Consider the following 26,449-nt stretch of genomic DNA (forward strand, 5'->3'; position numbering starts at 1 on the left):
GATGCCCTCGACGAGCCCGCTCGCCACCCTGATCGCCCCGACCGGCATACTCCGCGTGGTCATCAACCTCGGCAACCCGGTGCTGGCGCAGGGCACCGCCGAGGAGCCCCGCGGCGTCACGGTCGCCATCGCGAGGTCGATCGCGGACCGGCTCGGCGTCCCGCTCGAGCTCCTCTGCGTCGACGCTGCCCGGGACTCGTACGCCGCGATCACCGAGGGCCGCGTCGACCTCTGCTTCCTCGCCAACGAGCCGGCGCGGGAGGAGGGCGTCGTCTTCACCGCTCCCTACGTGCTGATCGAGGGCGTCTACGTCACCGACGCCGACTCGCCGCTCACCGGGGCGCAGGACGTCGACCGCGACGGCGTACGCGTCGGCGTCCGCGAGGGCTCGGCCTACGACCTCTTCCTGACCCGCAGCCTCCGGCACGCAGAGGTGGTCCGCGCCGACGAGGCCACCGACGTCTTCGAGGAGCAGGGGCTCGACGCCGCTGCGGGCGTTCGCCAGCCGATGGAGGAGTACGTCGCCGCGACCGGCCGCCGCATCCTGGAGCCTGCGTTCATGGAGATCCGCCAGTCAGTCGGCCTGCCCCGTGGGCTCGACGCCGGTGCCGTGGCCGCGGTCGCGGCGTACGTCGAGGAGCTCAAGGCCTCCGGGTTCGTGCGCGACGAGCTGCTCGCCAGCGGCGTCGAGGCCACCGTCGCGCCCGCGGAGCCCATGACCGCCTGATTTCCGCCGTTCCCGCGCACCGACGCGCCGGGGAGGGCACTATGGCGGGCATGCCAGCCAGCCCGACCCTCCCGCTCGGGGTGCGCATCGGCTACGGCTCCGGGTCCGTGGCCACCGGGACGTTCGGCACGATCCCGGGCCTGATGCTGCTCCCCTACCTGACCGACAGCCTCGGGATCGCCGCGCTGGCGGCCGGGTTCATCGTGTTCGCGCCGAAGGCGTGGGACGTCGTGCTCAACCCGATCGCCGGCCGGATCAGCGACCGGACGGTGGATCCGCGGGGCCCGCGGCGGCCCTGGCTGCGCCGCGCCGGGATCGCGCTGGCGGCGACGTTCGCGCTGCTGTTCGCGGCGCCGTCGATGGCGACCGGGCTCGAGGCGCTCTGGGTGCTGACGATGTTCCTGGCCTGCGCGACGGCGTACGCGTTCTTCCAGGTGCCCTACGTCGCCATGCCTGCCGAGCTGACCGAGTCCTACGACGAGCGCACCCGGCTGATGACCTGGCGGGTCGCGATCCTGGCGCTGACCATCCTGCTCGCCGGCGCCACCGCGCCGATGATCCGCGACGCCGTCGGCGGCCGCGACGGCTACCGCCTCATGGGCGTGGTGATGGCCGTGCTCATCCTGGCCGGGGTGCTCAGTGCGTACGCCGGCACCCGCCGGGCGCCGGTCCACACCGTCCAGCCGGGCGCGGGCAGGCTGCGCGACCAGCTCCGGATCGTGGCGGCGGCACCGGACTTCCGGCGGCTGCTCATCACGTTCGTGATCCAGGCCGTCGCCTTCGGCGCGATGCTGGCGGGCGTCGACTACCTGGCTGGCGACGTGCTCGGGCGTGCGGGCGCGGCGACGGTGCTGTTCGTCTGCTTCGTCGGTCCCGCGCTGCTGCTCACGCCCGCGTGGGCAGCGCTCGGCGCGAGGATCGGCAAGAAGAACGGGTACGTCGCCGCCTCCCTCGTCCTCGCCGTCGGCGCGCTCCTCGCCGCGACCGCCCAGATCGCGCCGGTGGCCCTGGTCTACGCCGCGGTGGTGCTGGTCGGGATCGGGTACGCCGGGTGCCAGGTCTTCCCGATGGCGATGCTCCCCGACGCGGCCGCCGTCGATGCCCGGCGCAGCGGCTCGAGCCGGATCGGCGTCTACACCGGCGTCTGGACCGCCGGCGAGACCCTCGGGCTGGCGCTCGGTCCCGGTGTCTTCGCGGTGGTGCTCGCGCTCGGTGGCTACCGGTCCTCCATCGTCGCCGACATCATCCAGCCCGACTCGGCCCTGACCGCGATCACGCTCGGCTTCTCGGTGCTGCCGGCGTTCCTGGTCCTCCTCAGCCTGCTGTGGCTGCGGCGCTACTCGCTCACCGCCGACGACGTCGAAGGAACCGTGACCGTATGACCGACGCCCTGACCCGACTCCGCGAGATGCAGTCCGCCGACCTGCCGGTGCACGGAGGCCGCACCCTCGCCTACGTCTACGACTCCGGGCTGCCCGACATCGACCGGATCGGCCGCGAGGCGGTGGCGGCCTATGCGGGCTCCAACGGCCTGGACCCGACCGCCTTCCCGAGCCTGCTCCGGATGGAGAACGAGGTGGTCGGCATGGCCGCTGATCTGCTCGACGCCCCGGACACCGTCGTCGGGACGGTCACCTCCGGGGGCACCGAGTCGGTGCTGCTCGCGGTGCAGACCGCACGCGACGCGCAGCCCGGGATCGCACGGCCCCGGATGGTGCTGCCGGCGACCGCGCACGCCGCCTTCCACAAGGCGGCGCACTACTTCGGCGTCGAGCCGGTGCTGGTGCCGGTCGGTCCCGACCTCCGGGCAGATCCGGCGGCGATGGCCGCGGCGATGGACGAGCGCACAGTGCTGGTGGTCGCCTCGGCGCCGTCCTACGCGCACGGGGTCGTCGACCCGGTCACCGCGATCGCGGCGGCCGCGGCCGAGCGGGGCATCCGCTGCCATGTCGACGCGTGCATCGGCGGCTGGGTGCTGCCCTATGCCGCGCGGCTGGGGCGTGACGTACCGGCCTGGACGTTCGCGGTCGAGGGCGTCACCTCGATCTCCGTCGACCTGCACAAGTACGCCTACGCTCCGAAGGGCACCTCGGTGCTGCTGCACCGCAGCCCTGAGCTGCGCCGGCCCCAGTTCTTCGCCTCGGCCGCCTGGCCGGGCTACACCATGCTGAACTCGACGATGCAGTCGACGAAGTCGGGCGGGCCGCTGGCCGGCGCCTGGGCGGTGATGCGGTCGTTGGGCGACAAGGGCTACGAGCGGCTCGCCCGCGACGTCTTCGAGGCGGTGGACCGGATCCGCGACGGCATCGCGGACACCAAGGAGCTCGCCGTGGTCAGCGCGCCCGACTCCACGCTCCTCGCTCTCACCACCGACGGGAGCTGCGACCCGTTCACGGTCTGCGACGAGATGGCGGCGCGAGGCTGGTACGTCCAGCCGCAGATGTCCTATGCCGGCTCCCCCGCCACGATCCACCTGTCGGTGAGCGCCGCGACGCTTCCCCACGTCGAGGAGCTGCTCGCGGCTCTGGCCGAGGCGGTGGCGGTGGCGGTCGCCTCAGGCCCGGTCACCGTCGACCCCGGCGTCGGGGCTTTCATCGCAGAGCTCGACCCGCTCGCCCTCTCCGAGGACGACTTCGACGGCCTGCTGCTCGCCGCCGGGCTCATCGGCGCCGGTGGCGAGCAGGGCGACCTCGCCCTCCCGCAGCGGATGGCCGAGGTCAACGCGATGCTCGACCTGGCCACCCCTGCGCTGCGTGAGGCGCTGCTCGTCGCCTTCCTGGACCGGTTGACCCGGCCTAGGCGGACCTGAGCCGGCGCTTCCTCCGGGCCAGCATCAGGATCACGCCGGCAACGATCGCGGCGACGATGCCGCCTCGGATCTGCACGTCCCGGGACCGGGCCGCCGCCTGCGTACGCTCCTTGACCTCGTGGGCCTTCTCCTTGCTGCGCGTCTTCACGTCCAGCCGCGCGGCGAGCTCGTCCAGGGTGTCGGCCATCTCGTGGCGCGTGGTGTCGAGGTCGGCCTCGACTGCGGCGATGCTCGCGTGGCCACCCGTCACGGCGGGTCGGGAGGTGTTGTGCGTCATGGCGTCCTCCTCGCGATGCGGTCCTCGGCTCGACGGTGGTGCCGGACGGCCTCCACGTCTCGCCTGAGGTTCTCGGTGGCGCGTTCGGGCTTCATCGGGACCCCCTCGGAGACCTGCTTCTTCCCGAACACGGCGATGCCGCCGGCGATGGCCAGCAGGACGACTCCGACCAGCAACGCTGCCAGCCAGGCGTCCATGACCAGCGCCAGGGCGAGGATCGCGGTGGCGATCAGCGCCCCGACGCCGTACAGCGCCACCAGACCGGCTGCGCCGAACGCGCCGGCCCCCTTGCCGGTGTGCTTGGCCTTCTCGGTCAGCTCGAGGCGGGCGAGCTCCAACTCGCCACGTACGAGACTGGACATCTCCTCCGAGAGCCGCGAGACCAGCTCACCCATGGATGCGTCGGTCTGGTGAAGCGTCACGACTCCCACCCCTTCGGCATGTCCGTCACCGGGTCGGTGGTGGTCGGGTGCGGGACACTCGCCGTCGTCTGGGTGGTCGGGGTGGATGCCGAGGACGGCGTGGTGTCGCCGGGCATCTTCTCCTGGACGGTGTGCTTGGCGGAAGCCGCCTTCTCCTTGGCGACGAACCCGGCGCGGTGTGCCTTGTCCTGCACCCGCGGGTCGTGCCACAGCTCCTGTGCCTTGGCTGCGATGGCGTCGTAGCGCTCACGTCCGGCGCGAGCGCCCAGGACGTAGCCGATGCCAAAGGCAGTCATCAACGCTGGTTTCTTGAACATGTGCTCCTCCTCATCGCTTACACCTGGCCGGTACCCAGGCGCCGCGAAGTTAGACAGGGCTCATGCACAGGGGGCAGCGGCTCGCGCCTCGCCCGCCTCCTGATAGCTGCCGCGGACGTGGACCAGGTCGCCCTCCGGCTCCAGCGCCGCCGGGCCCAGGAGCGACCGGACGACGTCCAGCATCCTCAGGTTGTCGGCCTGCACGTCGCCGGTGAGGACATCGATGCCCCGCCGGCCCGCCAGGCGGGCCAGCTCGCGCAGCAGCCGCGCGCCCAGGCCGCGGCCCTGCCAGGCGTCCTCCACGAGCACCGCCACCTCCGCGGCGGCAGGGTCGTCGGCGCAACGGTGATAGCGGGCCACGGCGATCACCTCACCGCCGGCGACGGCGACCAGGGCGTCGTGGTCGCGGTGGTCGACGTCGACGAGGTAGCGCCGGAGCTTGAGCGAGAGCCGCCGGATCGGGGCGTGGAAGCGGCGGTAGATGGTCTCCTCGGACAGGCGCCCCCACATCCGTTCGAAGGCGGCCAGGTCCTCGGACCGCACCGGTCGCGTGGCGACCGCCGGCATCGCGACAAGGAGTTCTGAGTTCATATTTCGAACTCTCCTCCCGGCACGCTGAGTTCGTCAAACGAATTCAGCGTCGTACGCTGGTCCCGTGATCACCGATGAGATCGACCGCACCCGATGCTCGGTCGCCGGCACCCTTGCGGTCGTCGGCGAGAAGTGGAGCCTGCTCGTGCTCCGCGAGGCCTTCCTGGGCGTACGCCGCTTCGCCGACCTCCAGCAGAACCTCGACGTCTCGCGCGCGGTGCTCACCGACCGGCTGAACACCCTGGTCGACCAGGGCGTCCTGGCCCGTGTGCCCTACCACGCCGAGGGGCAGCGCCAGCGGCACGAGTACCGGCTGACCCAGAAGGGCCTCGACCTCTACCCGACACTGGTGGCCATGATGGAGTGGGGAGACCGCTACGTCGCCGACGCCCGCGGATCTGCCCTCACGCTCGAGCACCGCGACTGCGGAGGCGAGGTGCACCTGACGCTGACCTGCGAGGACGGCCACCGGCTCGGCGGACCGCGGGAGGTGCGACCCGTCGCTCTTCCCGTCGCCTCCCGCTAGGGCGCCTCGCCTCGGTCGACGGGGTCGGCGGCCAGCAGCACGAGCGCGAGCTCGGCCAGCTGGCCCTCGAGCGCCTCACGGCTGGAGCGCGGCTGGTGCAGCGCCCAGTCGTAGACGATGGCGGTCACCGCGCCCACCAGGGCCAGCGCGGCGAAGCGCCAGTCGCGGTCGACGATCTCGCCGCGGGCCACCGAGGCGGAGCACTCGGTGCGTACGACCCCGACGAGGGTCTCGCGGTAGTCGAGCCGGAGCTTCTCGATCCGCGGGCTGGCGCCCATGATCTCGACGAAGGCGATCCGGGCGACGCGGGTGTCCTTGAGCATCGGGTCGAGATAGGCCAGCACCGCCGCCTGCACCCGGCGCGAGATCGACTCGCCGGCGGTCGCCTTCAGCGACTCCGCCACCCGCTCGTAGGACTCGGCGGTGATCCGGTCGTAGAGGTCGACGAAGAGATCCTCCTTGCCGGGATAGATCTCGTAGAAGTGCCGCGTCGACACCTTCGAGGCGGCACAGACGCCCGGGATCGTGGTCGCCGCGTAGCCCTTCGTGCCGATGATCTCCTTGGCGGCCTCCAGCAGCCGCTGGCGCCGCTGGGCGTCGCGCTCCTCCCGGGTCAGTCCACCGTAGGAGCGCCCCTCCGATGCCATCAGCCGGGCGACCCGACCGAGCAGACGAAGGGGCCGGCACCGGCGGGGTCGAGCGCGTTCTTCACCAGGTGCCACACGTTGGTGTCGTAGGCCTCGCCGATGTGGCCGACCGGGTCGTAGGGGCACACGTCCTGCACGTAGGTGTTGGTGACACCGGGCTCGCGCACGAACGAGGTCTCGGTGGGCGTGACCAGCTCGTCGTACCTCGACTGGATGATCGTGTACGTCACGCCGGGCTGCGCGATCGGCCCGTTCGTCAGGGTGCGCACGGCACTCCCGTCGGTGACCAGCTGGGTGCAGGCGATGCACCCGAAGGCGGTCAGAACCTTTCCGGCGAGCTCGTCCGCGCCCAGCGTCATGCCCAGCTGGTAGAGCCCCGCGAAGGTGGTGCCGTGCGTCGGCGGTGCGATCGCGACGACCTTGTCGATCCGGTCCGCGATGCCCTGCGTCTTGGTGACGTAGAGCGTCTGGAACCCTCCCTCGGAGTGGCCGACCAGGTCGACCTTCGCGGCGCCGGTCTGCGCGAGCACGCCCAGGACGAAGTCCTTGATCTGCCTCGCCGACCTCGCGATGTCCCCCACCCCGCCGACGAACGGCCCGTAGGCCCCGGCGCCGTAGGTCAGGCTGTAGGTGCAGTAGCCCTGCCCGGCGACGTCGGCCTGGAGGACGTTGAGGTCCTCGTCCTTGTTGGCCCCCAGGCCGTGCAGGAAGACGACCGGGTTCGGATGGTCGGCCGATGGTCGGCAGGAGGCGTCGTTGACGCCTCCTGCCGCCTGCGCCGGCGCTGCGGCCAGCAGCGTCGTGACCGTCGACAGCAGCACAGCGGCACAGATGACAGCGGAGCGCAGAACCATGGCAGACCACTCTTCCCCAGGCGAGACCGACTACGGCCGACCCTAGGACGCGCTGGCCTATTTGACAATGCTCATTTTCAGATTGCTTCGACGGCGGCCGGAGCCGCAGGGGCCTCCTCGCCCGCGAGCCGGCCGGTCCACTCCCGCATCACCGCGGGCTCGGTGGGCCGGGTGAGCAGGCTGACCAGGACGTACGCGACCACGCTGACGACCAGGCCGGCGTAGACGGGCTCGTTGGCGAGCACGTCGCCGACGATCGCCATGGTGCCCAGCGTGGCGACGGTCCCGGTGGCCATCGCCGCCACCGCTCCGGCACCGGTTCCGCGGCGCCAGACGAAGCCGCCGAGGATCGGCACCAGCAGACCACCGACGAGGATGTCGTAGGCGATGGTGAGTGCGGAGACGACATCGGTGAGCAGCGAGGAGATGACGACGACCGCGATGCCGACTGCGACGACGTAGATCCGGTTCGAGCGCACGTCGTGCTCGGGGTTCTCGGCCTCGTCCTGCACCGGCTCGGGGCTGCGTCCGACCAGCCGGGCGAGCAGGGGCTGCACATCGGTGCGGGCCACGGTCGCGGTCGCGATCAGGGCTCCTGAGGCCGTCGACATCATCGCCGCGACGGCCGCCGCGAGCACCAGGCCGCTGACGCCGACGGGGAGGATCGACTGGGCGATGGTGGCGTAGACGTCGTTGCGGTCGTCGACGGTCATGAAGGTGGAGGCGGCGGCACCGATCAGGGCGCCGGCCACGCCGTAGAGCAGGCAGTAGACGCCTGACGCGGTGCCGCCCCAGCGGGCCACCTGGGGCGAGCGGGCGGTGAAGACCCGCTGCCAGATGTCCTGCCCGATCAGCATGCCGAAGGTGTAGACGACGATGTAGGTGATGATGGTCCCGGTGCCGATGGCGTCGAGGTCGAAGACGGAGTCCCCGGCCCGCTCCTTGATCCCCTCCAGGCCACCGGCGTGGCTCCAGGTGAACGGCAGCAGCAGGAAGAAGACGCCGATGGTCTTCAGCGCGAACTGCACCATGTCGGTCAGCGTGATCGACCACATCCCGCCGATCGCGGAGTAGATCACCACGATGGCGCCGCCGATCAGCACCGAGAGCCAGCGGTCGGTGCCGAAGAGCACGTTGAACACCGTCGCGTACGCCATCGTCGAGGTGACCGCGAGCATCAGTGTGTACGCCACCATGACCAGGCCCGAGGCGGCGGTGGCTCCGACGCCGTAGCGCAGCTCCAGCATCTGGGCCACGGTGTAGATCCGGAGCCGCTGGATCCGGCCGGCGAAGAAGAGGCTCAGTGCGAGCACGCCGAGGGCGATCGCGGCCACGAGCCACGCCCCGGAGATGCCGTACTCGTAGCCGAGCGCGACGCCACCGACGGTCGAGGCACCGCCGAGGACGAGTGCGGACATGGTGCCGGTGTAGAGCACCGGGCCGAGCCGGCGGCCGGCGACGAGGAAGTCGGCGCTGTCGCTGGTGCGGGACTTGCCCCACCAGCCGAAGGCGACCATGGCGGCGAGGTAGATGACGATGATCGTGAGATCCATGAGGGGCTCCTGCTTATGTGGGGGCGAACATGCGGAGGGTTGTCGGGAGGACCACGACTGCGGGGCCGCTGGTGGCGAAGGTGCCGGCGACGATCTCGCCGACGGTCTCGGGGGTCGCGGCATGCACAGCGATGCCGAACGCCTCGGCGAGGCGGACGAAGTCCGGCCGGGCGAGCTCGGTGGCGGTGGCGGCGCCGAACGCGCCGGTCATGTACTCGCGCAGGATCCCGTAGCCGCCGTCGTCGATCACCAGCCAGGTGACGTCGACGTCGTGCTGCCGGGCGGTGGCGAGCTCGGCGATGGAGTACATCGCGCCGCCGTCACCGGAGACCGCGAACGTACGCCGCCCGGTCCCCACCGCAGCGCCGATCGCCGCAGGGAACCCGAGACCGAGACCGCCGGAGGCCTGTGCGGTGTGGAAGCCGCCGGAGCGCGGGTCCCAGGCCGACCACGCCCAGTACGCCGCGATGGTCATGTCCCAGAAGGTGTCGGCGTCGTCGGGCACCGCCGCGCGCAGGTCCGCGAGGAGTTGCTGCTCCCGGGAGAGGCCCTGGGCGTCGAGCCGCTTCTCGACCAGGGCTCGCAGGTCGCGGGCGACCTCGGCGCCGGACCGCCTGCTTCCCGACCGCGGGCCGGATCCGCCGAGCGCGGCGGTGAGGTCTCTCAGCGCCGCGGCGGCATCGGCGTGCACGCCGAGGACATCGTGGTTCGAGCCGAGCACGCGAGCCTCGGCATCGATCTGGATCACCCGGCCCCGCGGCGTGAAGGTGCCGTAGTTGCTGGTCACCTCGCCGAACGAGGTGCCGATCGCGAGCAGGGCGTCGGCGTCATCGAGCAGGTCGGTGGTGTGCCGGTCCTCGATCCACGCGCCGGCGCTGAGCGGGTGCCCGAGCGGGATCGAGCCGTTGCCACCGGCGGTCGAGACCACCGGTGCGTCGAGGAGCTCCGCGACGGCGACCAGCGCCTCCGGGGCACCGGCGGAGCGGCGTACGCCTCCCCCGGCGAGGATCACCGGGCGCTCGGTGGCGGCGAGGAGGCGGGCCGCCTCGGCGGTGACCTCCGGGCGGGGCCGCCGGGGCGCGCGCACCTGGGCCTCGAGGCTCGTCACCGGAGGCACGGTGACCTCCTCGAGGAGCACGTCCTGCGGGATCTCGACCCAGACCGGCCCGGCCGGCGCCTCCTGGGCGGTGGCCCACGCGTCGGCCAGGATGCCCGGGATGGCGGCCGCGTCCCGGACGACGGCGGTGGACCGGGTGACGTTGCGGGCGCTGGCCTGCTGGTCGTCGAGCTGGTGCAGGTAGCCCTTGCGGGCACCGCCGAGCCCGTCGCGCGGGATCTGGCTGGTGATCATCAGGATCGGGACGCAGGCGGCGTACGCCTCCTGGAGCGCGCCCAGGGCGGTGAGCGCTCCGGGTCCCGTGGAGCAGAACACGACCCCGACCTGGCCGGTCGTGCGGGCGTACCCGTCGGCGGCGAAGACCGAGTTGTTCTCCACCCGGGAGGAGACGAAGGTCAGGTCGCTGCGGCGGATGGCGTCGAAGAGACCGAGGGCGTGCTGCCCCGGGATCCCGAACACATGCGTCGCGCCGAGCGCCGTCAGGCTCTCGACGGTGACGTCACCGCCGTTGCGTCCGGTCATGCCTGCTCCGCGTGGCGCATCGCGAGCAGCGAGACCAGGTCGTAGGCCACGTGCGACGCGGCGACGCCGGTCAGCTGGGCGTGGTCGTACGCCGGGGCGACCTCGACCACGTCGGCGCCGATCAGGTTCAGGCCGGCGAAGCCGCGCAGGATCTCCAGGAGCTCCCGCGAGGTGAGCCCACCGGCCTCGGGGGTGCCGGTGCCGGGTGCGTGGGCGGGGTCGAGGACGTCGATGTCGACCGAGACGTAGACCGGGCGATTGCCGACCCGCTGCCGGAGCTTGTCGACGACCTCGTCGACGCCCTGGCGGAAGACGTCGGAGGAGGTGACGATGCCGAAGCCGAAGCGGCGGTCGTCCTCGAGGTCCTTCTTCCCGTAGAGCGGGCCGCGGGTGCCGACGTGGCTCAGTGCCTCGGTGTCGAGGATGCCTTCCTCGACCGCCCGCCGGAACGGGGTGCCGTGGGTGTACTCGGCGCCGAAGTAGGTGTCCCAGGTGTCCAGGTGGGCGTCGAAGTGGATCAGCGCGACGGGACCGTGCTGCTCGGCGGCGGCCCGCAGCAGCGGCAGCGCGATGGTGTGGTCGCCGCCGATCGTCACCAGCCGGGCGCCGTCGGCGGTCAGGTCGAGCGCCGAGGCGTGGACGGTGTCGATCGCCTCGTCGATGTGGAACGGGTTGGCCGCGATGTCACCGGCGTCGACCACCTGGGCCGAGGCGAACGGGGAGACGTCCAGCGCCGGGTTGTAGGGGCGCAGCAGGCGCGAGGACTCCCGCACGTGCGCCGGGCCGAAGCGGGCGCCGGGCCGGTAGGAGACGCCGGTGTCGAACGGAACCCCGACGACCGCGATGTCGGCGTGCTCCACCTCGTCGAGGCGGGGCAGGCGCGCGAAGGTCGCGAAGCCGGCGTAGCGGGGGTTCTTGGAGGCGTCGATGGGCCCGATGGGCATGGGGTGGTTCTCCTAGCGGTGGGACAGGTGTAACGGGGGTGGTTCGAGTCAGCCGACGGCGGTGGCCGCGGGAGCGGGTCCGTCGTCGACCGAGGTCACCGGGGTGTTCGCGGCCGGCGCCGTCGGCACCAGCCGGGATCCCGCGGGACCGTAGGCGTCGCGCGGCTCGGGGAAGGCGAAGAGCAGTCCGAGGTAGAGCAGCGGGCCGAGGCCCATCCCGAGCGGGATGGAGATGTCGACGCCGCCGGGGATCAGCGGGGCAAGGGGGCCGACGAACTGGCCGGGCAGGTTCACGAAGGTGAGCGCGACGGCGGCCGCGATCAGCCAGGCGGCCAGGCCGCGCCAGTTCCAGCCGTGGGCGAACCAGTAGCGGCCACCGCGCTGACGACGGTTGAAGACCTGCAGCGAGTCGGAGTCGTACCAGCCGCGCCGGACGTACCAGCCGATCATCATCACCATCATCCAGGGAACGGTGCAGCTGATGATCAGGACGGCGAAGGCCGAGATGCTGGAGACGACGTCGAAGACGAACCGGCCGATGAAGATGACCCCGATCGCGAACACGCCGATCAGCACCGTGGACTGCACCCGGTTGAAGCGTGGGAAGACGCTGGAGAAGTCGAGCCCGGTGCCGTAGAGCGCGGTGGTGCCGGTCGACATGCCGCCGATGAGCGCGATCAGGGCGACCGGGGCGAAGTACCAGCCCGGCGCGATCGCGAGCAGCCCCGAGGCGTACGCACCGGTCTCGAAGATCTCGGGCTCGCGGGTGGCGATGATCGTCATCGTGACCAGCCCGAAGCAGAACGGTACGAGGGTGGCGACCTGCGCCAGGAAGGCGGCCGCCATCGAGGACCGCCCGGAGGTCTCGCGCGGGATGTAGCGGGCCCAGTCGCCCAGGAACGCGCCGAAGCTGACCGGGTTGGACATCACGATCAGGGCTGAGCCGACGAAGGCGGCCCAGAAGCCGGGCTGGCCGAACGCCTCCGAGCCGGAGCCGAACGCGCCGGCGTAGCCGGGGTCGAAGTCGCCGGCGAAGGCGAGGATCCCGAGCAGGAAGAGCAGCGTCGCGGCGACGACGGCGATCTTGTTGACCAGCAGCATGAACCGGAAGCCGTAGATGCACACGATCAGCACGAGCACCGCGAAGAGGCCGTAGGCCAGCCCCAGCGTCAGGTCGTTCTCCGGGAGTCCGACCGCGCGGTGCGCGCCGCCGACGAGCACGTCGCCGGAGCTCCACACCGAGATCGAGAAGAACGCCAGCGCGGTGAGCAGCGAGAGGAACGAGCCGACGATCCGGCCGTGCACACCGAGGTGGGCCGAGGAGCTGACCGAGTTGCTGGTGCCGTTGCGCGGGCCGAACAGGGCCATCGGAGCGAGGACGACGGCGCCGAGCAACAGGCCGAGCAGTGTGGCCATCAGGCCGTGGGCGAAGGAGAGCCCGAACAGGATCGGGAAGCTCCCGAGCACCACGGTGGCGATGGTGTTGGCGCCGCCGAACGTGAGCCGGAAGAGGTCGAGCGGCCGGGCGCTGCGCTCGGGGTCGGGGATCGGCTCGACGCCGTGCTGCTCGACCTCGGTGACCTTCGGCGGCTGCGGCTGCGTACTCATCACATGCCCTCGCTCGGCCGGGCGGACAGGTGCTCGTGCACGGCGAGGACGTCGCCGTCGACGAGGCGGAAGACGATCGTCTCCCGCTCCCGGGTGGTCGTGGTGCGTCCGTTCGTCGAGGTCGTGGTGAGGACGTCGTGGGTGAGGACCGCGGTGTCGCCGTGCACCCGGACGCGACGGCCGGTGCTCCGGCAGGACTCCACGCGCCAGCCCTCGGCGACCCAGGCGGCCCAGAGACGCTGGTAGGCAGCGCGGTCGTCGAGACGTCGAGGCTCGGTGTGGAAGACGAAGTCGGCCGCGGGAGCGAAGCACGAGAAGTAGGCCGCGGTGTCGGTCGCAGCGAAGGCCGCGAGGAGCCGGTCGGCGGCCGCATGGACCTGCGACTCGGTCAGCGTGGCTGATGGGGCGGTGATCGTGGACACCGGGCCTCCTGGATCTGTGGGTCGGCCGAGATCTGCGTCACTCTAAGAGCATCCCGAGAGGCGCGGCAATCGTTTCGTTCTTAACCTGGCTGTAATGGGTTTCGATACGCCGGTCAAGACAGACAGATCCGTCATAATGTCATTCGATCCCCGTCCTGGAGGATCGATCTGACCTTGGAGACGCTCCCAAAAAATGTCGAACGAATTCGCGCCCGCCGTCCTCGACAGCACCGATGAGGCGATCCTCGTCCTGCTCGAGGAGGACGGTCGGCTCACCCACCGTGAGATCGCCGCCCAGGTCGGCCTCTCCCGATCAGCGGCCGCCACCCGGGTGCAGCGGCTCCTGACCGAGGGCCACATCGACGTCCGGGGAGTCGTTCATCCCGCCGTCCTCGGCCACGACGTGCTCGCCCACGTCTCGGTCACGGTGAACGGCTCCGCGGCCCACGTCGCGCAGGCGGCCGCCGCACGTGAGGACACCACGCTGGTCTCGATGACCAGCGGCCACCATGCCCTGGTGCTGGAGCTCCGGGCGAAGGACATCGGCCGGATCGACGACGCCCTCGCCGAGGTGCGCGCGATCGACGGCATCGTCACCACCGAGACGCTGCTCTACACCGAGGTCATCCGCGACGTGGCCGCCCCGGTCGGTCCCGCACCCGCCGCCGGGTCGCTCGACGAGACCGACTACGCGCTGCTGCGCGCGCTGCAGGCGAACGGCCGCGCCTCCTTCGTCGAGCTCGCCGCGAGCGTGGGCCTCTCCCCCGCCGGCACCCGCCGGCGCGTGGTCCGCCTGCTCGACGGCAACGTCGTCCGGGTCGGCGCGGTCGTGCGCCACTCGGGCCGGGAGCGGCGTACGGCGACCGGGATCGGGCTCCGTCTCGACGGCGCCGCCCACCGCCCGATCGCCGAGCAGCTCGCCACCCTCCCGTCGGTCACCTTCGTGGCCCGGACGCTGGGGCGCTACGACGCCCTGCTCACCGTCAACACCGCCACCTCCGGCGACCTCGTCGGCGTGCTCGACCACATCCGCGAGCTCGACGGCGTCCGCGAGGCCGAGACCTGGAGCCACCTCCGGTTCGTCAAGGAGACGTACGCATCCCTGCGTCTGGGCGAGGGCGCCGGATCTCCAGCCGTTCCAGGGTGATCTCGCCGTCGGTCACGAAGACGCCGGCCCGCCCGGTGGGGAGGTCGTACATCCGCGCACTCATCGCGACGCTCCCGTCGAGCACGACGGTGCACAGCGAGCCGTCGAGGAGGACACGCACCGTGTGCCGGCCGGGCGCGAGGTCGGCGAACCGCTCGAGCTCGACCGCATGCGGTACGTCGCCCTGGATCTGCCACTGCTCGCCGCCGGTGCGGGTGCGTGGCCAGCGGTCGAAGACCATCCGGCCGCGCTGCGGCTCGAGCCGAATCTCGTATCCCGACTCCTCGCTCGCCCGGAGCAGCAGCCCGCACGCCTGGGTGCCGGGCGCGATCTCGAGCTCCGCGGTGACCAGCGCGCGGGTGGGCGTCTCCGGACCGAGCCAGGTGCTGTGCCTGGTCCGGGCGCCGGCCCCGGGCACGGCGTCGGCACCGTCGACGGGCACCAGTGACCCGGTGACGTCGGCCGCGTCCGGAAAGAGCGCCGCGGTCTGGCGCGGCAGGTCGAAGGTGAGGCTCCCGTCGGGCCGCTGGCCGGCCTCGAGGACGGCCATGTCGCCGGCCCACTGCCAGGCTCCGGAGTCGCTCTCGTGCTCACGCGAGGCGATCCAGCCGATGAAGTAGCGCCGTCCGTCGTGCTCGACGGTCTTGGCGGCATAGAACGCCCGCCCCTCGACGGTGTCGTCGCCGGGCGCCAGCCAGGGACCCTCGGGCGAGGACGCGATCCGGTAGCGGGTCTGGAAGGCGTCGGAGAACTCCGAGTAGACCAGATACCAGTGCTCCCCCATCCGGAACACGTCCGGGCACTCCTGGGTGATGAACCGGCGCGGGTCCCAGACCGGAGCATCCGGACGCCAGGTGACCAGGTCGTCGGAGGTCAGCGTGGCGACCACGCCACGGCGACGGTCCGGGCCGCCGTCGCGACGGGCCGCGAGGAGCATCTGCCAGGGCCCGTCCGGATCGGGCCGGTGGACGAACGGGTCGCGCCAGTCCTCCGGAAGGTGGCCGGGCAGCGCACCGATGGACCACTCCGGGTGCCTGGTCCACCGTGCCGGATCACCGTCGCTGGTGGCGTGGCAGACGATCTGCAGGTCGCCGTCGGCGGAGCGTACGCGGGGGTTGTGGCCGGTGTAGAAGAGGTGGAGGGTGCCGTCGTCGCCGGTGACGACGCTGCCGGTGTAGCAGTCGAAGTCCTCCGCGTCGGCGCCGCCCGACGGCAGCACCACGCCGCGGTCCTCGAAGTGGACGAAGTCGGTGGTGGTCACCGCGGCCCAGGGCATCCCGGTGCGCCGGAGACCCTCGTCGTCGCCGGCCGGGTCGCGCCCGTCCAGGAGGTAGTAGAGCCACACGACGCCCTCGTGCGCGAACGGGATCACGTCACCGACGTAGGCCCCCTCCGGACGGAAGTGGACCGTGGCCTTCTCCCCCATCAAGCGCCCGCTCGCGGTGCGGCCAGGGAGCTGCGTACGACCAGCTCGCAGTCGACCAGATGGCGGCCGGGGTCGGGGTCGCCGTCGGCGAGCATCAGCCGTCCGGCCAGCGCCCCCATCTCCAGGTGGGGCAGCCTGACCGTGGTCAGGGCAGGGTGCACCTGGTCGGCGATGTCGGGCTGGTCGTCGTAGCCGATGATGCTCACGTCGCGCGGACACTCCAGGCCCAGCGAGTGGACGGCGAGCAGCGCACCCACGGCCATCCGGTCGTTGCCGCAGACCAGAGCGGTCGGGGCGCTCTCGCGGAGGATGGAGAGCGCGAGCTCGTAGCCGGAGCCGATCTGGTAGCCCCCGTACACACGCCGCAGCTTGGTCGGGTCGAGACCCGCCCGGGTCGCCGCGTCGACGAAGCCGCGCTCGCGTTCGTGACAGGCGTAGTCGTCGCGGAACCCACCGAGGAAGACCACGTCACGGTGCCCCGCCTCGAACGCGGCGGTCGCCGCCAGCGCACCACCTGCGTACTCGTCGGCGAGCACGACGCAGGCCTGCTCGCCGTCGACGTGCGGCCAGCAGTTGACGTAGACCGAGCGGGTGTCGCGCGCACCCCGGCTGGCGCGGATCGGGTTGGCACCGTGCGACGCGTAGATGACACCGGCGACGCCCTGTGCCAGCAGGTTGCTCACCGCGTCGTCGCGCGTGTCCGCGGTGCCGGCCCGCTCGACGACGTAGCAGACGTAGCCGGAAGGCTGGACGGCTTGCTGGATGCCGAGCAGGATCTGACCGGCGTAGGGCTGCGACACGATCTGGTCGGTGATGACACCGATCGTGTAGGGCCGGTTGGAGCGCAGCGACTGGGCGGCCCGGTTGGGGCGGAAGTTGAGCTCGGCCGCGGCCTCCAGCACGCGGGCGCGGGTCTCCTCCGCGACCGAGACGTCCCGGCGGTCGTTGAGCACGAACGAGACCGTCGGCTGCGAGACCCCGGCTCGCTTCGCCACGTCCTTCATGGTCACCCTGCGTTGTCCGGGGCGCGGGCCTGCGTCTGACGTCAAAGGATCCTCCACGAGCTCATGATGGCATCTTACCAATACGTATTGCCATCGCATTCAAGCACTGTTACCGTCGTCACACCAATACGTATTGGGTGGCGGTCAAGGTGCCGTCGCCCACCCATGAGGAAGGGGCGAAGATGACCCACATCATCGGCGCCGGGATGGACCGTCGCGCACTGCTCAAGCTCGGTGGAGCCGGCATCGCCGCGCTCGGGCTGGGACCGCTCTCAGCCTGCTCGGGCAGCGGCTCGGGATCCGACACGATCAAGATGCTCTACTTCGGCCAGCAGAGCGCCGCCACGGCCCTGCAGAAGAAGCTGCAGCCTCAGGTGACCAAGCTCGACAAGGCCATGAAGCTCGAGGTCACCGGTATCAACGGCACCGACTGGAACGACTTCCTCGCCAAGGTGCTCACCCAGATCGCCTCGGGCTCCGCGCCCGACCTGGTCAGCGTCGCGACCGAGGGCCTGCAGCTGATGGCCTCCAAGGAGCTCCTGGTCCCGCTGGACAGCTACGTGACCAAGGACCTCTCCTCGCTGCAGAGCTACTTCGACGACATCCACCCGGCGCTGGTCGAGTCGATGATGTACGAGGGCCACCTCTACGAGCTCCCCGACAGCTTCAACGCCGGCAGCATGTTCTACAGCACCGACCTGCTGAAGAAGGCCGGCCTGGAGGCCCCGGCGGAGTCGTGGACGATGGACGACTTCCACACGTACGCCACGAAGATCGCCGCGACCGGTCCGAAGGTCTACGCGTTCGACTGGGTGGTCCGGCTGTGGGGCAGCTGGACCTCGTTCCTCTACGCCAACGGCGGCAACCTCCTCGAGGAGGGCAAGTACGCCGGCGGCGACTGGCTGTGGAAGAGCGCCTACAAGAACAACCCGGCCGCTGCCGCGGGCCGGGGCGGCGGCTGGAAGTGGGGCCAGCCGACGGCGAACTCGGCGGCCGCGGTCGAGGCGTTGGACTACCTCATCGACCTGCAGCGCTCGAACCTCTCCCCCTCCCCCGACGTCGGCGGCGGAGCCACCCTGCAGGGGCTGTTCTCCTCGGGCCGGATCGGGATGACGATCGGAGGCGGGTTCTGGGCAGGGGGACTTCACAACGCCGGCATGAAGGACGGCAGCTTCGACGTACAGCGCTTCCCGACCTGGAAGAGCAACAAATCGCTCTTCGGCGCCGGCGGCTACGGGATCTTCAACTCCTCGGAGAAGAAGGACCTCGCCTGGGAGATCGTGAAGATGATGGTGCAGCCGGAGAGCTTCGACATCATGTTCCCGGGCAACGTCACCACCCCGGGTCGCAAGTCGCTGATGACCGCCGAGCGCTACGCGAGCACCGGCCCGGCCAACTGGTCGGTCTTCTACGACCAGCTCGACGGATCTGTCCCGATCTCGGCGCCGCCCTACTACAACGCGCTGGCGACCTCGCTCAACCAGCGCACCACCAAGGCCATCTCGTCCGGCAACGCGAAGGCGGCGCTGGACGGGATGCAGGCCGACTTCGAGAAGGCGGTGAAGGGCGTCTGATGTCGACGTTGGCTCCTCCCCGGAGCGGGCACTCGCGCCCGCCTCGTACCGATCCCGAGCGCCGTCCACGCCGCGGCACCCGTCGGCTCGCCCGGCGGGAAGCCGGGTTCGGGTTCCTGATGATCTCGCCGGCGGTGCTCTTCGTCGCGGTGTTCACGCTGGTCCCGATGATCGCCTCGGTCGCGCTGTCGTTCTTCTCCTGGGACGTCATCACGCCGCCGAGGTTCGTCGGGCTCGACAACTTCGAGCGCATCGTCCGCGACGACGCGGTCGTGATCTCGTTCGGGACCACACTGCTGCTCGCGTTCGGCATCGTCGTCGTGCAGCTCGTCGTGGGGCTCGGTCTGGCCGTCCTGGTGAACCAGCGCCGCCGGCCCGCCGCGAAGACGTTCTTCCGGACGACCTTCTACCTGCCCCTGCTCGCCTCGACGGCGGCCGTCTCGATCTTCATGGGCTACATGTTCGACATGAAGTTCGGGGTGATCAACTACTACCTGAACGCGGTCGGCCTGCCGTCGGTCCCCTGGCTGACCAGTACGTGGGGCGCGATCGTGACGATCATCCTGATCGCCGCCTGGCAGCAGGTGGGGTTCACGTTCGTGATGTTCGTGGCGGCGCTGACGTCGCTGCCGACCGACGTCCTGGAGGCGGCCGCGATCGACGGCGCCGGGCCCGTGCGCACGCTGTTCGGGGTCAAGATCCCGCTGATCAGCCCCACGATCCTGTTCACCACCGTGGTCGCGATGATCAACGCGCTCCAGCTCTTCGACCAGCCGTTCATCATGACCAAGGGCGGGCCTGGCACGGCGACCACGACCGCGACGATCGTGATGTACCAGACCGGATTCCAGAACCTCCAGTTCGGCTACGCCTCGGCGATCGCGAGCGTGCTGCTCGTGATCATCCTGGCCATCACCGGGCTCCAGTTCCTCGCCGCGCGAAAGTGGGCGTTCTACCGATGAGCAATTCGATGATCCTCAACGGCGGCATCGCCGGCCGGTTCTGGCGGGGCGTGGGCCTCGTCGTGCTCCTCCTCGCGGCGGTCGTCGCCCTCGGCCCCCTGCTGTGGACGCTCACCACGTCGCTGCGTACTCCTGCCGAGGCGTTCACCAACCCGCCCAAGTGGTTGCCGGTGAATCCCGACTTCGGGAACTACTCGGCCGTCTTCCAGCAGGTGCCGATCGGCACCTTCCTGGTCAACAGCACGATCGTCACCGTGCTCATCGTGGTCGGCCAGACGATCACCTGCACGCTGTCGGGCTACGCGTTCGCTATGATCCGGTTCCCGGGCCGCAACGCCATCTTCGGGATCTTCCTGGCCACGATGATGGTGCCGCTGCAGACGATCATCATCCCGGTCTTCGTGATCGTGAAGACGCTGGGCCTCACCGACAGTCTCGGCGCGCTGGTGATCCCGGCGCTGGGCAGTGCGTTCGGCACCTTCCTGATGCGGCAGTACTTCATGCAGATGCCGCTCGAGCTGGGCGAGGCGGCCCGGATCGACGGCGCCTCCCAGTTCCAGATCTTCGCGATGGTCTACGCCCGGATGGCCGCTCCGGCCGTGGCGACCCTGGCCATCCTGAACTTCTCGGCCTTCTGGGCGGAGTTCTACCGACCGCTGATCTTCCTGCAGTCGCAGGACACCTTCACGCTGCCGCTCGGCCTGGTCGGCCTGCAAGGCAACCTCGGTACGGGGTCGATCTCCGTGGTCCTCGCCGGCGTCGTGCTGGCGATGGTGCCCAGCGTCCTGCTCTTCGTCTTCGCCCAGCGTTACTTCATCGAGGGCGTCACCGCGGGCTCGTTCCGCTGACCTCCTCCCTCTCCCTTCTCGTCTCGCTTCACCGACCCCAGAAATGAGTGCGCCTTGCCCACGGACCACCTGCTGCCGCGATTCCACATCCGCCCGCCGCGCGGCTACCTCAACGACCCGAACGGACCGATCCAGGTCGGCGACACCACCCACCTCTACTTCCAGTACCGCCCCAGCACCGACACCGAGGTGCCGGTCGAATGGGGCCACGCCAGCAGCCCCGACCTCGTCACCTGGCGGATGCACCGGCCGGCGATGGCACCCGAGCCGGGTGGCCCCGACACCGACGGCTGCTGGTCCGGCAACACGATCCTCGAGGACGAGAACGTACGTGTCTTCTACTCCGGCCGGCGCAACGACCTGGAGTTCCAGCCCGTGATCACCTCCCTCTCCCGCGACGGTGGCGCGACCTTCGACGCCCCGGAGCTGATCGGCCTCGACCCCGACCCGGAGGAGGGCATCACGATGTTCCGCGATCCCTTCGCCTGGCAGGCCGACGACGGCCTGCACCTCGTGGTCGGGGCGGCCGGACCGGACCAGACGGCGTCGATCCGGCACTACCGCCGGACCGAGGCCGGCTGGAGCTACATCGGTGACCTGGCGTCCCTGGCCCGGCAGGACGTCGACGGCAACGACTCCGGCGAGGGCTGGGAGTGCCCGCAGATCTACCACCTCGAGGGGCGCGCCCTCGCGGTCGTGTCGTCGTGGTCGCACGCCGACGGCCCCGCGAACGTGCTCGCCTTCTTCGCCGACCAGCCCGAGCGCGCCGTCCGGGTCGACGACGGCCCGAGCTTCTACGCCGCCTCGGCGATGCGGACCAGCCCCTACGGTCCGCTGATGTTCGGCTGGATCACCGAGGGCCGCTCGCCGGACTGGTGGCACGAGGACGGCTGGGCGGGGACGATCTCGCTGCCGCGCACCGTCGCGCTCGGGCCCGACGGCGGGCTCCGGTTCGCGCCGGTGCCGAGCATCGACGGCCTCCGCTCCGGCTCCGGCTCGGCCGCCGTCGACGGTGGCGGCGTGGAGATCGGCGCTCAGGCCGAGATCTCGGTCCCGCACGTGGACGGCACGGTGCTTCTCGAGTTCGGTGAGGCCGAGTCGGTCGAGATCACGGTCGACACCGGTGCCGGGACGCTCGTCCTCGACGGGCGCCACGCCAGTCGCGACGATCGTGCCGAGCCCTGGCGGATCGTGGTCGACGATGCGTACGACACCTCTGCCGGGGCGCCCGCGCTCCGGCTGTTCCTGGACGGCTCGGTCATCGAGGCGTTCACGAGCGCCGGCCGGGTGGCGACGGCGCGGGTCTACCCGACCCAGCCGCCTCCGTGGCGGCTGAAGGCGCCTGCCGGTGCACTGACCTGGCGGCTGCACGGCGCCGACGCGCGGTAGCGGCGCCGGCGGCGGCCCCGGTCAGAGGTTGGCGGACTCGGACGCGGGCTCGGCGGCGGGCGCCGTCGCCGGCTCCGCCTCCTGAGCCTCGGTGAGCCGACCACCGGTCTTGCGCACCGCGATGGTCACGATGACGGCGGCGAGGGCGAAGAGCACGCCGTAGGCGGCCACGGACTCGGCGTCGAAGTTGCGCAGCAGCGTACGTCCGTTGGTGATCAGGATGATGCTGCCGACCAGGCCGCCGAGGATGGGCAGCGAGAGGTGCTTGACGAGGTAGGCGGCGAACGGGGCCGCGATCACGCCACCGACGAGGAGGCCGCCGATGATCCTCCAGTCGAGCGCCTCTCCGGCCAGCCCGACCAGGAAGCCGACGCTGGCGGAGAGGGTGGTGACGAACTCGGCGGTGGAGACCGAGCCAATCACCTTGCGCGGGTGCAGGGTGCCGCTGGAGATCAGGGTGGGCGTGGTCACCGGACCCCAGCCGCCGCCACCGGTGGCGTCGATGAAGCCGCCGAAGAGACCCAGCGGGGCGAGCAGACCGAGACCCGGGCGGCGGCCCGGGATGAAGACCGGCGGCTTGCCGAAGACGAAGCGGGCGATGATGTAGACGCCCAGGAGGAGCAGGAGGCCGGCCACCCAGGGCGTCGCGCTCTCGGTGGAGATGTTGGAGAGGACCGTCGCACCGGTGAAGGCACCGATGCCGCCGGGGACCGCGATCTTCGCCACGACCTTCCAGTCGACGTTGCCGAGCCGCCAGTGGGAGACGCCCGAGACGAACGTGGTGCCGACCTCGGCCAGGTGCACCGATGCCGACGCCACCGCCGGGGCGACCCCGGTGGCGACCAGCAGCGTGCTCGAGGTGACGCCGTACGCCATCCCCAGTGACCCGTCGACAGCCTGGGCCGCGAGACCGACGAGCGCGAAAATGATCAGGCGCTCCATGCGAACCTCCTGCGTGGGATCGAAGACCGTGAAATAGTCATGTAACTCGATTTACTATAAAAGATCGAATCAACGGTCTCGGGGGTGTCTCGGGGGCTGGGCGGGCCGCGGGAGGCGCCGGTGGTCGAGCTTGTCGAGACCACCCTTGAGGAAACCTCGCTTGGCGACTGATTCTTCGTTTCAGGGTTCGCCGCCGACCCGATCTCTAGTGTTTCTCGATCGTGCGCCGCGTCAAGGACGGGCTTCGCCCGCCGGCTTCGCCGGTGGCCTGCGGCCATCCTTGACCCGGCACCCGATCGAGAAAAGATTTCGCCTGTATCGGGGCGGCGGCGAGAGTGTGGCGCAGCAGCCACGTGACTTGTTCGCTGACTGCGTAACTGGCCGATGACCAGCATAAATGAGTAGCGCCATGGCGTTCGCTCGCATATAATAAAGCACATGTACGAGACCGTCGACCGCCTCCTCGGCGGGCCACCTCCCGGTGCGTCCGAGCGGGAGCTGGTCGACTGGATCGTCCGGCTCGAACAGGTGAAGTGCACCGCCGAGGCCGTCCAAGCAGAAGCAGCGGTACGCCTGGAGGAGGCGGCCCGCGTTCGCCAAGCTGAGGCCGGAGTTCCTGCCCGGAAACTGGGCGAAGGAGTGGCCTCCCAGATCGCGCTGGCGCGACGGGTTTCCCCGGCCAAGGGTGCAAAGCTGCTCGGGCTGGCGAAGATCCTGATCACCGAGATGCCGCACACCTTCGCGTTGATGAAGGCAGGGTCGTTCTCGCAGTGGCAGGCCACCATCCTCGCCCGCGAGACCGCCTGCCTCTCCCTGGAGGACAGGCGGGTCATCGACCACGAGCTCTGCGCACCCGGGCCGAACGGGCAGCCCGCGAAGGCGGTGGCGATGGGTCTACGGCAACTCGAGAACGCCGCCAAGAAACTCGCCATCACCCTCGACCAAGCATCCATAGTCGCCCGCGCCGCCAACGCGACCACGGACCGCCGCGTCAGCCTGCGGCCGGCACCCGACACTATGACCTGGCTCGGTGCACTGCTGCCGGTCAAGGACGGGATCGCTGTGTTCGCGGCCTTGGACCAGGCCGCGAACGCTGCCCGTGCCGCCGGAGACGAACGGACTCGGGGTCAGGTCATGGCCGACACCCTTGTCGACCGGATCACCGGACGTACAGCGGGCGCGAAGCCGCGGATCGAGGTCAAGATCGTGATGACCGCCGACTCGCTCACCAACGACGCCGATCAGCCCGCCCTGGTGGAGGGCTACGGCCCCGTCCCTGCCGCCTGGGCACGGGACGCGCTCGCCGACGCCGAGGTCTTCGTCCGGCGCCTGTTTGCAGACCCCGCCGGCCAGTTGGTGGCGATGGAGTCCCGCTCACGGAAGGCGCCTGAGGGCCTGGCCGAGTTCATCACCACCCGCGACAGCGGGACCTGCCGCACCAACGGCTGCGACGCCCCCATCCGCAACATCGACCACATCCAACGCCACACCGACGGCGGCACCACCAGCGCCGAGAACCTCCAAGGGCTGTGCGAACGCTGCAACCAGGCCAAGGAAGCCATCGGCTGGCGAGCCAGACCCGGACCCGACGGCAGCATCACCACCATCACACCCACCGGCCACACCTACACCAGCCCACCACCCGACACCTGGGCACAAGACCCACCACCTTTGTCTCGGGCAGAGTTCACGCTGCGCGACGTACTCCTCGATCACACCCTCGCAGCCTGACGACCAGGCAGGCTCGAGGCTTCGAGAACTTTCTTCGAATCAGTGCTTGACCCTGACGCTACGTCAGCCCTGCACGCTTCTTCCACGGCCCCAAAACAGGGAGCCGAAACCACCGAAGAAAGAAGCAGAACATGAACAACATCCTCACCCGACTCATCGGCGACAAGAAGGACTGGAAGCGCATGGAAGCCCGCGCCGCCGCACTCCCCGCCGACTACCGCACCGTGTATGCCGAGATGAAGAGCTACATGTGGCGCTTCACCACCAGCGACGGCATGGACATCGTCGACATCCTGCGCGACATCCTCGACCTCTTCGAGACCGAAGCCGCCGCCGGCCGCAACGTCGTCGAGGTCACCGGACCCGACCTCGCCGCTTTCTGCGACGCCCGACTGCCCGAGCAGCACGACGTCTACCGGGACAAGCTGCGCGCCACCCTCAACAAGGTCGCCGACAAGCTCGCCTGAGCCCGGCGATGCTCACCGCCACGTCCCCTGCCGCGAGCCGACAAGGCTCCTTGCGGCGGGGGACACGGGCATTTTGGCCGGATTCGGCTGTGGCCCGGCCTCTCCTCATGGTGCACTGTGACGCACGTCTCTTTGGCCGATCGTGGCGGCCGTCCCGCACATCGGAGGAACACAGTGAACGACTCGGCCCTGCTCTCGGTCGGCCTCCCCATCGCCCTGGCGATCATCATGTTCGGTCTGGGCCTGAGCCTGACGCCGGGAGACTTCCGCCGCGTCGTACGCACGCCGCGAGCCGTCATCGTCGCGCTCACGCTGCAGATCCTGGTGCTGCCGCTGATCGCGTTCGGGCTCGTGCTGGTCGCGGACGTGGATCCGCTGATCGCTGTCGGCGTCATGCTGCTGGCGGCGTCTCCCGGTGGGACCACGGCGAACCTGTTCAGCCATCTGTTCCGTGGCGACGTCGCGCTCAACGTCACCCTCACGGCCGTCAACTCGGTGCTCGCGGCCGTCTCGATCCCGCTGATCACGAACGCGGCGATCGGCTACTTCGACGCCGGGGACACCCTGGGTCTGCAGTTCGGCAAGGTCATCCAGGTCATCGCCATCGTGCTGGTCCCCGTCGGGATCGGGATGGTGGTGCGGAACCGGTCCGCCACGTTCGCCGCCCGGGCGGACCGCCCGGTCCGGATCTTCTCGATCGTGGTGCTCGTGATGGTCTCGGTCGGCGCGATCCTCGGTGAGCGGGAGAACATCGCCGACTACCTCCGCGAGATCGGCGTGGTCGTGACGCTGTTCTGCTGCGCGAGCCTCACCCTGGGCTACCTCGGTGCGCGGGTGCTCCGGCTCAGCCAGGAGCAGGCGATCGCCACCTCGATGGAGGTCGGGATCCACAACACCACCATCGCCCTCACCATCGCGCTCAGCGTGCTCGACAACACGACCGTGGCCATCCCGGCCGCGGTCTACAGCATCGTGATGTACGTCCTCGCGACCGCCTTCGGCTTCCTCATCACGCGCTCACGAGCGACCCGGCCGGCCGAGCCTCACGACGTCACGACGTGACGATCCCGCGTCCGCTAGGTTGCGTGTCGTCACCTGTCGATGAGGAGTCTCAGATGCCCACACCCGCCCTGCGTTCGGTTCAGATGCTGGCGCTCGCCTTTATGAGCATGATCGTGGTGCTGGGCCTGGTCGTCTACCTCAGCCTCCCCGACGCCGACCTGGCACTGCCCTCGACGTACGTCATCGGCGGTCAGGTCGTGGCGGGAGTGGTCGTCGCCCTGATCCTGTCGACGATCGGGTTCCGGGTCGCTCCGGTCACCCCGGGCACGGCCCCGGAGAAGGCGAAGGGTGAGGCGCTGCAGAAGCACCAGATGTCGATGATCCTCCGGCTCGTGCTCAGCGAGCTGGTCGCTCTCGTCTCCCTCGCCCTCGCGTTCATCCTCACCGAGGGCCAGGTGATGACGTACGTCATCGGCGGGGTCATCTCGCTGGCACTGATGGCCCTCTTCGCGTACCCCTCGGCCGGCAACATCCGCCGGGTGGAGGCCAGCCTCGACAGCGCTGGAGCGCAGTCGAGGCTGGCGGAGGCGTTCGGCGTGCTCTAGACGAGCTCGCCCCGGA

At 70.3% G+C, this 26,449-nt stretch carries 27 protein-coding genes; 13 read left to right on the plus strand and 14 right to left on the minus strand.

Going from position 1 to position 26,449, the window contains the following annotated elements:
* Window position 1 precedes the first annotated feature (1 nt).
* From ACWZJV_RS03975 to ACWZJV_RS03985, 3 genes are read left to right on the plus strand one after another with little or no spacing between them, the layout of a single operon-like run.
* Window positions 2-727, plus strand: a complete 726-nt coding sequence (locus ACWZJV_RS03975) for a transporter substrate-binding domain-containing protein (RefSeq protein ID WP_457180296.1) — start codon at window positions 2-4, stop codon at window positions 725-727.
* 50 nt (window positions 728-777) lie between these two features.
* A complete protein-coding gene (locus ACWZJV_RS03980; protein ID WP_457180297.1) occupies window positions 778-2,109 on the plus strand; it encodes an MFS transporter in 1,332 nt (443 codons plus the stop codon).
* On the plus strand, window positions 2,106-3,536 hold the full coding sequence (locus tag ACWZJV_RS03985; protein WP_457180298.1) for a pyridoxal phosphate-dependent decarboxylase family protein: 1,431 nt from the start codon (window positions 2,106-2,108) through the stop codon (window positions 3,534-3,536). The genes ACWZJV_RS03980 and ACWZJV_RS03985 overlap by 4 nt, the downstream gene beginning before the upstream one ends.
* Here ACWZJV_RS03985 and ACWZJV_RS03990 read toward each other — a convergent pair.
* Genes ACWZJV_RS03990 through ACWZJV_RS04005 form a run of 4 tightly spaced genes read right to left on the minus strand, consistent with a single transcriptional unit; the run spans window position 3,523 to window position 5,143 of the window.
* Complete coding sequence (locus ACWZJV_RS03990; RefSeq protein ID WP_457180299.1) at window positions 3,523-3,813, minus strand: DUF3618 domain-containing protein; 291 nt, start codon at window positions 3,811-3,813, stop codon at window positions 3,523-3,525. The two genes, ACWZJV_RS03985 and ACWZJV_RS03990, sit on opposite strands and share 14 nt — an antisense overlap.
* Window positions 3,810-4,235, minus strand: a complete 426-nt coding sequence (locus ACWZJV_RS03995) for a phage holin family protein (RefSeq protein WP_040755014.1) — start codon at window positions 4,233-4,235, stop codon at window positions 3,810-3,812. Before ACWZJV_RS03995 ends, ACWZJV_RS03990 begins: the two co-directional genes overlap by 4 nt.
* On the minus strand, window positions 4,232-4,552 hold the full coding sequence (locus tag ACWZJV_RS04000) for a hypothetical protein (RefSeq protein WP_008357624.1): 321 nt from the start codon (window positions 4,550-4,552) through the stop codon (window positions 4,232-4,234). Before ACWZJV_RS04000 ends, ACWZJV_RS03995 begins: the two co-directional genes overlap by 4 nt.
* 60 nt (window positions 4,553-4,612) lie before the next feature.
* Window positions 4,613-5,143 (minus strand): N-acetyltransferase family protein, encoded by a 531-nt coding sequence (locus ACWZJV_RS04005; RefSeq protein ID WP_457180300.1) that lies wholly within the window; start codon window positions 5,141-5,143, stop codon window positions 4,613-4,615.
* Between the two features lie 64 nt (window positions 5,144-5,207).
* Between ACWZJV_RS04005 and ACWZJV_RS04010 the strand changes: the two genes are divergently transcribed.
* Complete coding sequence (locus ACWZJV_RS04010; RefSeq protein ID WP_008357627.1) at window positions 5,208-5,669, plus strand: winged helix-turn-helix transcriptional regulator; 462 nt, start codon at window positions 5,208-5,210, stop codon at window positions 5,667-5,669.
* On the opposite strand, the gene ACWZJV_RS04015 is transcribed toward ACWZJV_RS04010, so the two are convergent.
* From ACWZJV_RS04015 to ACWZJV_RS04045, 7 genes are all read right to left on the minus strand, one after another.
* On the minus strand, window positions 5,666-6,316 hold the full coding sequence (locus ACWZJV_RS04015) for a TetR/AcrR family transcriptional regulator (protein WP_457180301.1): 651 nt from the start codon (window positions 6,314-6,316) through the stop codon (window positions 5,666-5,668). The two genes, ACWZJV_RS04010 and ACWZJV_RS04015, sit on opposite strands and share 4 nt — an antisense overlap.
* Entirely contained in the window at window positions 6,316-7,170 is an 855-nt protein-coding gene (locus tag ACWZJV_RS04020; protein ID WP_457180302.1) for an esterase/lipase family protein, read from the minus strand. The genes ACWZJV_RS04015 and ACWZJV_RS04020 overlap by 1 nt, the downstream gene beginning before the upstream one ends.
* 77 nt (window positions 7,171-7,247) lie before the next feature.
* Window positions 7,248-8,723: a sodium:solute symporter gene (locus ACWZJV_RS04025; RefSeq protein WP_457180303.1), complete on the minus strand. Its 1,476-nt coding sequence runs from the start codon at window positions 8,721-8,723 to the stop codon at window positions 7,248-7,250.
* 13 nt (window positions 8,724-8,736) lie between these two features.
* Window positions 8,737-10,362: a thiamine pyrophosphate-binding protein gene (locus ACWZJV_RS04030; protein ID WP_457180304.1), complete on the minus strand. Its 1,626-nt coding sequence runs from the start codon at window positions 10,360-10,362 to the stop codon at window positions 8,737-8,739.
* A complete protein-coding gene (gene speB / locus ACWZJV_RS04035; protein WP_457180305.1) occupies window positions 10,359-11,306 on the minus strand; it encodes an agmatinase in 948 nt (315 codons plus the stop codon). Before speB ends, ACWZJV_RS04030 begins: the two co-directional genes overlap by 4 nt.
* Window positions 11,307-11,354: 48 nt before the next feature.
* Window positions 11,355-12,914, minus strand: coding sequence for a purine-cytosine permease family protein (locus ACWZJV_RS04040; RefSeq protein ID WP_457180306.1), 1,560 nt, complete (start codon window positions 12,912-12,914; stop codon window positions 11,355-11,357).
* Complete coding sequence (locus tag ACWZJV_RS04045) at window positions 12,914-13,336, minus strand: nuclear transport factor 2 family protein (RefSeq protein ID WP_457180307.1); 423 nt, start codon at window positions 13,334-13,336, stop codon at window positions 12,914-12,916. Before ACWZJV_RS04045 ends, ACWZJV_RS04040 begins: the two co-directional genes overlap by 1 nt.
* A 193-nt stretch (window positions 13,337-13,529) precedes the next feature.
* Here ACWZJV_RS04045 and ACWZJV_RS04050 point away from each other — a divergent pair, with 193 nt between their 5' ends.
* Window positions 13,530-14,483: an Lrp/AsnC family transcriptional regulator gene (locus ACWZJV_RS04050; protein WP_196873585.1), complete on the plus strand. Its 954-nt coding sequence runs from the start codon at window positions 13,530-13,532 to the stop codon at window positions 14,481-14,483.
* Here the strand turns inward: ACWZJV_RS04050 and ACWZJV_RS04055 are convergent.
* Entirely contained in the window at window positions 14,419-15,909 is a 1,491-nt protein-coding gene (locus ACWZJV_RS04055) for a glycoside hydrolase (protein ID WP_457180308.1), read from the minus strand. The genes ACWZJV_RS04050 and ACWZJV_RS04055 overlap by 65 nt on opposite strands.
* Window positions 15,909-16,913, minus strand: a complete 1,005-nt coding sequence (locus ACWZJV_RS04060; protein ID WP_231380234.1) for a LacI family DNA-binding transcriptional regulator — start codon at window positions 16,911-16,913, stop codon at window positions 15,909-15,911. Before ACWZJV_RS04060 ends, ACWZJV_RS04055 begins: the two co-directional genes overlap by 1 nt.
* Before the next feature lie 182 nt (window positions 16,914-17,095).
* Between ACWZJV_RS04060 and ACWZJV_RS04065 the strand changes: the two genes are divergently transcribed.
* The 4 genes from ACWZJV_RS04065 to ACWZJV_RS04080 are packed head-to-tail and all read left to right on the plus strand — an operon-like array spanning window position 17,096 to window position 21,686.
* Window positions 17,096-18,487, plus strand: coding sequence for an ABC transporter substrate-binding protein (locus ACWZJV_RS04065; protein WP_457180309.1), 1,392 nt, complete (start codon window positions 17,096-17,098; stop codon window positions 18,485-18,487).
* Window positions 18,487-19,449: a carbohydrate ABC transporter permease gene (locus ACWZJV_RS04070; protein ID WP_457180310.1), complete on the plus strand. Its 963-nt coding sequence runs from the start codon at window positions 18,487-18,489 to the stop codon at window positions 19,447-19,449. Before ACWZJV_RS04065 ends, ACWZJV_RS04070 begins: the two co-directional genes overlap by 1 nt.
* Complete coding sequence (locus tag ACWZJV_RS04075) at window positions 19,446-20,297, plus strand: carbohydrate ABC transporter permease (RefSeq protein WP_457180311.1); 852 nt, start codon at window positions 19,446-19,448, stop codon at window positions 20,295-20,297. Before ACWZJV_RS04070 ends, ACWZJV_RS04075 begins: the two co-directional genes overlap by 4 nt.
* A gap of 54 nt (window positions 20,298-20,351) precedes the next feature.
* Window positions 20,352-21,686: a glycoside hydrolase family 32 protein gene (locus ACWZJV_RS04080; RefSeq protein ID WP_457180312.1), complete on the plus strand. Its 1,335-nt coding sequence runs from the start codon at window positions 20,352-20,354 to the stop codon at window positions 21,684-21,686.
* 21 nt (window positions 21,687-21,707) lie between these two features.
* On the opposite strand, the gene ACWZJV_RS04085 is transcribed toward ACWZJV_RS04080, so the two are convergent.
* The gene (locus ACWZJV_RS04085) at window positions 21,708-22,628 is read right to left on the minus strand and encodes a sulfite exporter TauE/SafE family protein (protein ID WP_196873580.1); all 921 of its coding nucleotides are present in this window, start codon (window positions 22,626-22,628) and stop codon (window positions 21,708-21,710) included.
* A gap of 438 nt (window positions 22,629-23,066) precedes the next feature.
* Here ACWZJV_RS04085 and ACWZJV_RS04090 point away from each other — a divergent pair, with 438 nt between their 5' ends.
* The 4 genes from ACWZJV_RS04090 (at window position 23,067) to ACWZJV_RS04105 (ending at window position 26,433) form a co-directional block, all read left to right on the plus strand.
* Entirely contained in the window at window positions 23,067-24,359 is a 1,293-nt protein-coding gene (locus tag ACWZJV_RS04090) for a DUF222 domain-containing protein (protein WP_457180313.1), read from the plus strand.
* A 131-nt stretch (window positions 24,360-24,490) separates the two neighbouring features.
* The gene (locus ACWZJV_RS04095) at window positions 24,491-24,826 is read left to right on the plus strand and encodes a DUF1048 domain-containing protein (RefSeq protein ID WP_457180314.1); all 336 of its coding nucleotides are present in this window, start codon (window positions 24,491-24,493) and stop codon (window positions 24,824-24,826) included.
* Between the two features lie 174 nt (window positions 24,827-25,000).
* Window positions 25,001-25,888 carry a bile acid:sodium symporter family protein gene (locus tag ACWZJV_RS04100; RefSeq protein WP_457180315.1) on the plus strand — a complete coding sequence of 296 codons (888 nt, stop codon included), beginning with the start codon at window positions 25,001-25,003 and terminating at the stop codon, window positions 25,886-25,888.
* Between the two features lie 53 nt (window positions 25,889-25,941).
* On the plus strand, window positions 25,942-26,433 hold the full coding sequence (locus tag ACWZJV_RS04105) for a hypothetical protein (RefSeq protein ID WP_008357661.1): 492 nt from the start codon (window positions 25,942-25,944) through the stop codon (window positions 26,431-26,433).
* Window positions 26,434-26,449: the final 16 nt, after the last annotated feature.

It is taken from the genome of Nocardioides sp. WG-D5 (assembly GCF_054031175.1).

Excerpts from the sequence above, each read along its gene's own strand:
- ACWZJV_RS03975 (WP_457180296.1), top strand. The coding sequence starts at position 2 with ATGCCCTCGACGAGCCCGCTCGCCACCCTGATCGCCCCGACCGGCATA.
- ACWZJV_RS03980 (WP_457180297.1), top strand. The coding sequence starts at position 778 with ATGCCAGCCAGCCCGACCCTCCCGCTCGGGGTGCGCATCGGCTACGGC.
- ACWZJV_RS03985 (WP_457180298.1), top strand. The coding sequence starts at position 2,106 with ATGACCGACGCCCTGACCCGACTCCGCGAGATGCAGTCCGCCGACCTG.
- ACWZJV_RS03990 (WP_457180299.1), bottom strand. The coding sequence starts at position 3,813 with ATGACGCACAACACCTCCCGACCCGCCGTGACGGGTGGCCACGCGAGC.
- ACWZJV_RS04000 (WP_008357624.1), bottom strand. The coding sequence starts at position 4,552 with ATGTTCAAGAAACCAGCGTTGATGACTGCCTTTGGCATCGGCTACGTC.
- ACWZJV_RS04005 (WP_457180300.1), bottom strand. The coding sequence starts at position 5,143 with ATGAACTCAGAACTCCTTGTCGCGATGCCGGCGGTCGCCACGCGACCG.
- ACWZJV_RS04015 (WP_457180301.1), bottom strand. The coding sequence starts at position 6,316 with ATGGCATCGGAGGGGCGCTCCTACGGTGGACTGACCCGGGAGGAGCGC.
- ACWZJV_RS04020 (WP_457180302.1), bottom strand. The coding sequence starts at position 7,170 with ATGGTTCTGCGCTCCGCTGTCATCTGTGCCGCTGTGCTGCTGTCGACG.
- ACWZJV_RS04025 (WP_457180303.1), bottom strand. The coding sequence starts at position 8,723 with ATGGATCTCACGATCATCGTCATCTACCTCGCCGCCATGGTCGCCTTC.
- ACWZJV_RS04030 (WP_457180304.1), bottom strand. The coding sequence starts at position 10,362 with ATGACCGGACGCAACGGCGGTGACGTCACCGTCGAGAGCCTGACGGCG.
- speB (WP_457180305.1), bottom strand. The coding sequence starts at position 11,306 with ATGCCCATCGGGCCCATCGACGCCTCCAAGAACCCCCGCTACGCCGGC.
- ACWZJV_RS04040 (WP_457180306.1), bottom strand. The coding sequence starts at position 12,914 with ATGAGTACGCAGCCGCAGCCGCCGAAGGTCACCGAGGTCGAGCAGCAC.
- ACWZJV_RS04050 (WP_196873585.1), top strand. The coding sequence starts at position 13,530 with ATGTCGAACGAATTCGCGCCCGCCGTCCTCGACAGCACCGATGAGGCG.
- ACWZJV_RS04055 (WP_457180308.1), bottom strand. The coding sequence starts at position 15,909 with ATGGGGGAGAAGGCCACGGTCCACTTCCGTCCGGAGGGGGCCTACGTC.
- ACWZJV_RS04060 (WP_231380234.1), bottom strand. The coding sequence starts at position 16,913 with ATGAAGGACGTGGCGAAGCGAGCCGGGGTCTCGCAGCCGACGGTCTCG.
- ACWZJV_RS04065 (WP_457180309.1), top strand. The coding sequence starts at position 17,096 with ATGACCCACATCATCGGCGCCGGGATGGACCGTCGCGCACTGCTCAAG.
- ACWZJV_RS04070 (WP_457180310.1), top strand. The coding sequence starts at position 18,487 with ATGTCGACGTTGGCTCCTCCCCGGAGCGGGCACTCGCGCCCGCCTCGT.
- ACWZJV_RS04075 (WP_457180311.1), top strand. The coding sequence starts at position 19,446 with ATGAGCAATTCGATGATCCTCAACGGCGGCATCGCCGGCCGGTTCTGG.
- ACWZJV_RS04085 (WP_196873580.1), bottom strand. The coding sequence starts at position 22,628 with ATGGAGCGCCTGATCATTTTCGCGCTCGTCGGTCTCGCGGCCCAGGCT.
- ACWZJV_RS04090 (WP_457180313.1), top strand. The coding sequence starts at position 23,067 with ATGTACGAGACCGTCGACCGCCTCCTCGGCGGGCCACCTCCCGGTGCG.
- ACWZJV_RS04095 (WP_457180314.1), top strand. The coding sequence starts at position 24,491 with ATGAACAACATCCTCACCCGACTCATCGGCGACAAGAAGGACTGGAAG.
- ACWZJV_RS04105 (WP_008357661.1), top strand. The coding sequence starts at position 25,942 with ATGCCCACACCCGCCCTGCGTTCGGTTCAGATGCTGGCGCTCGCCTTT.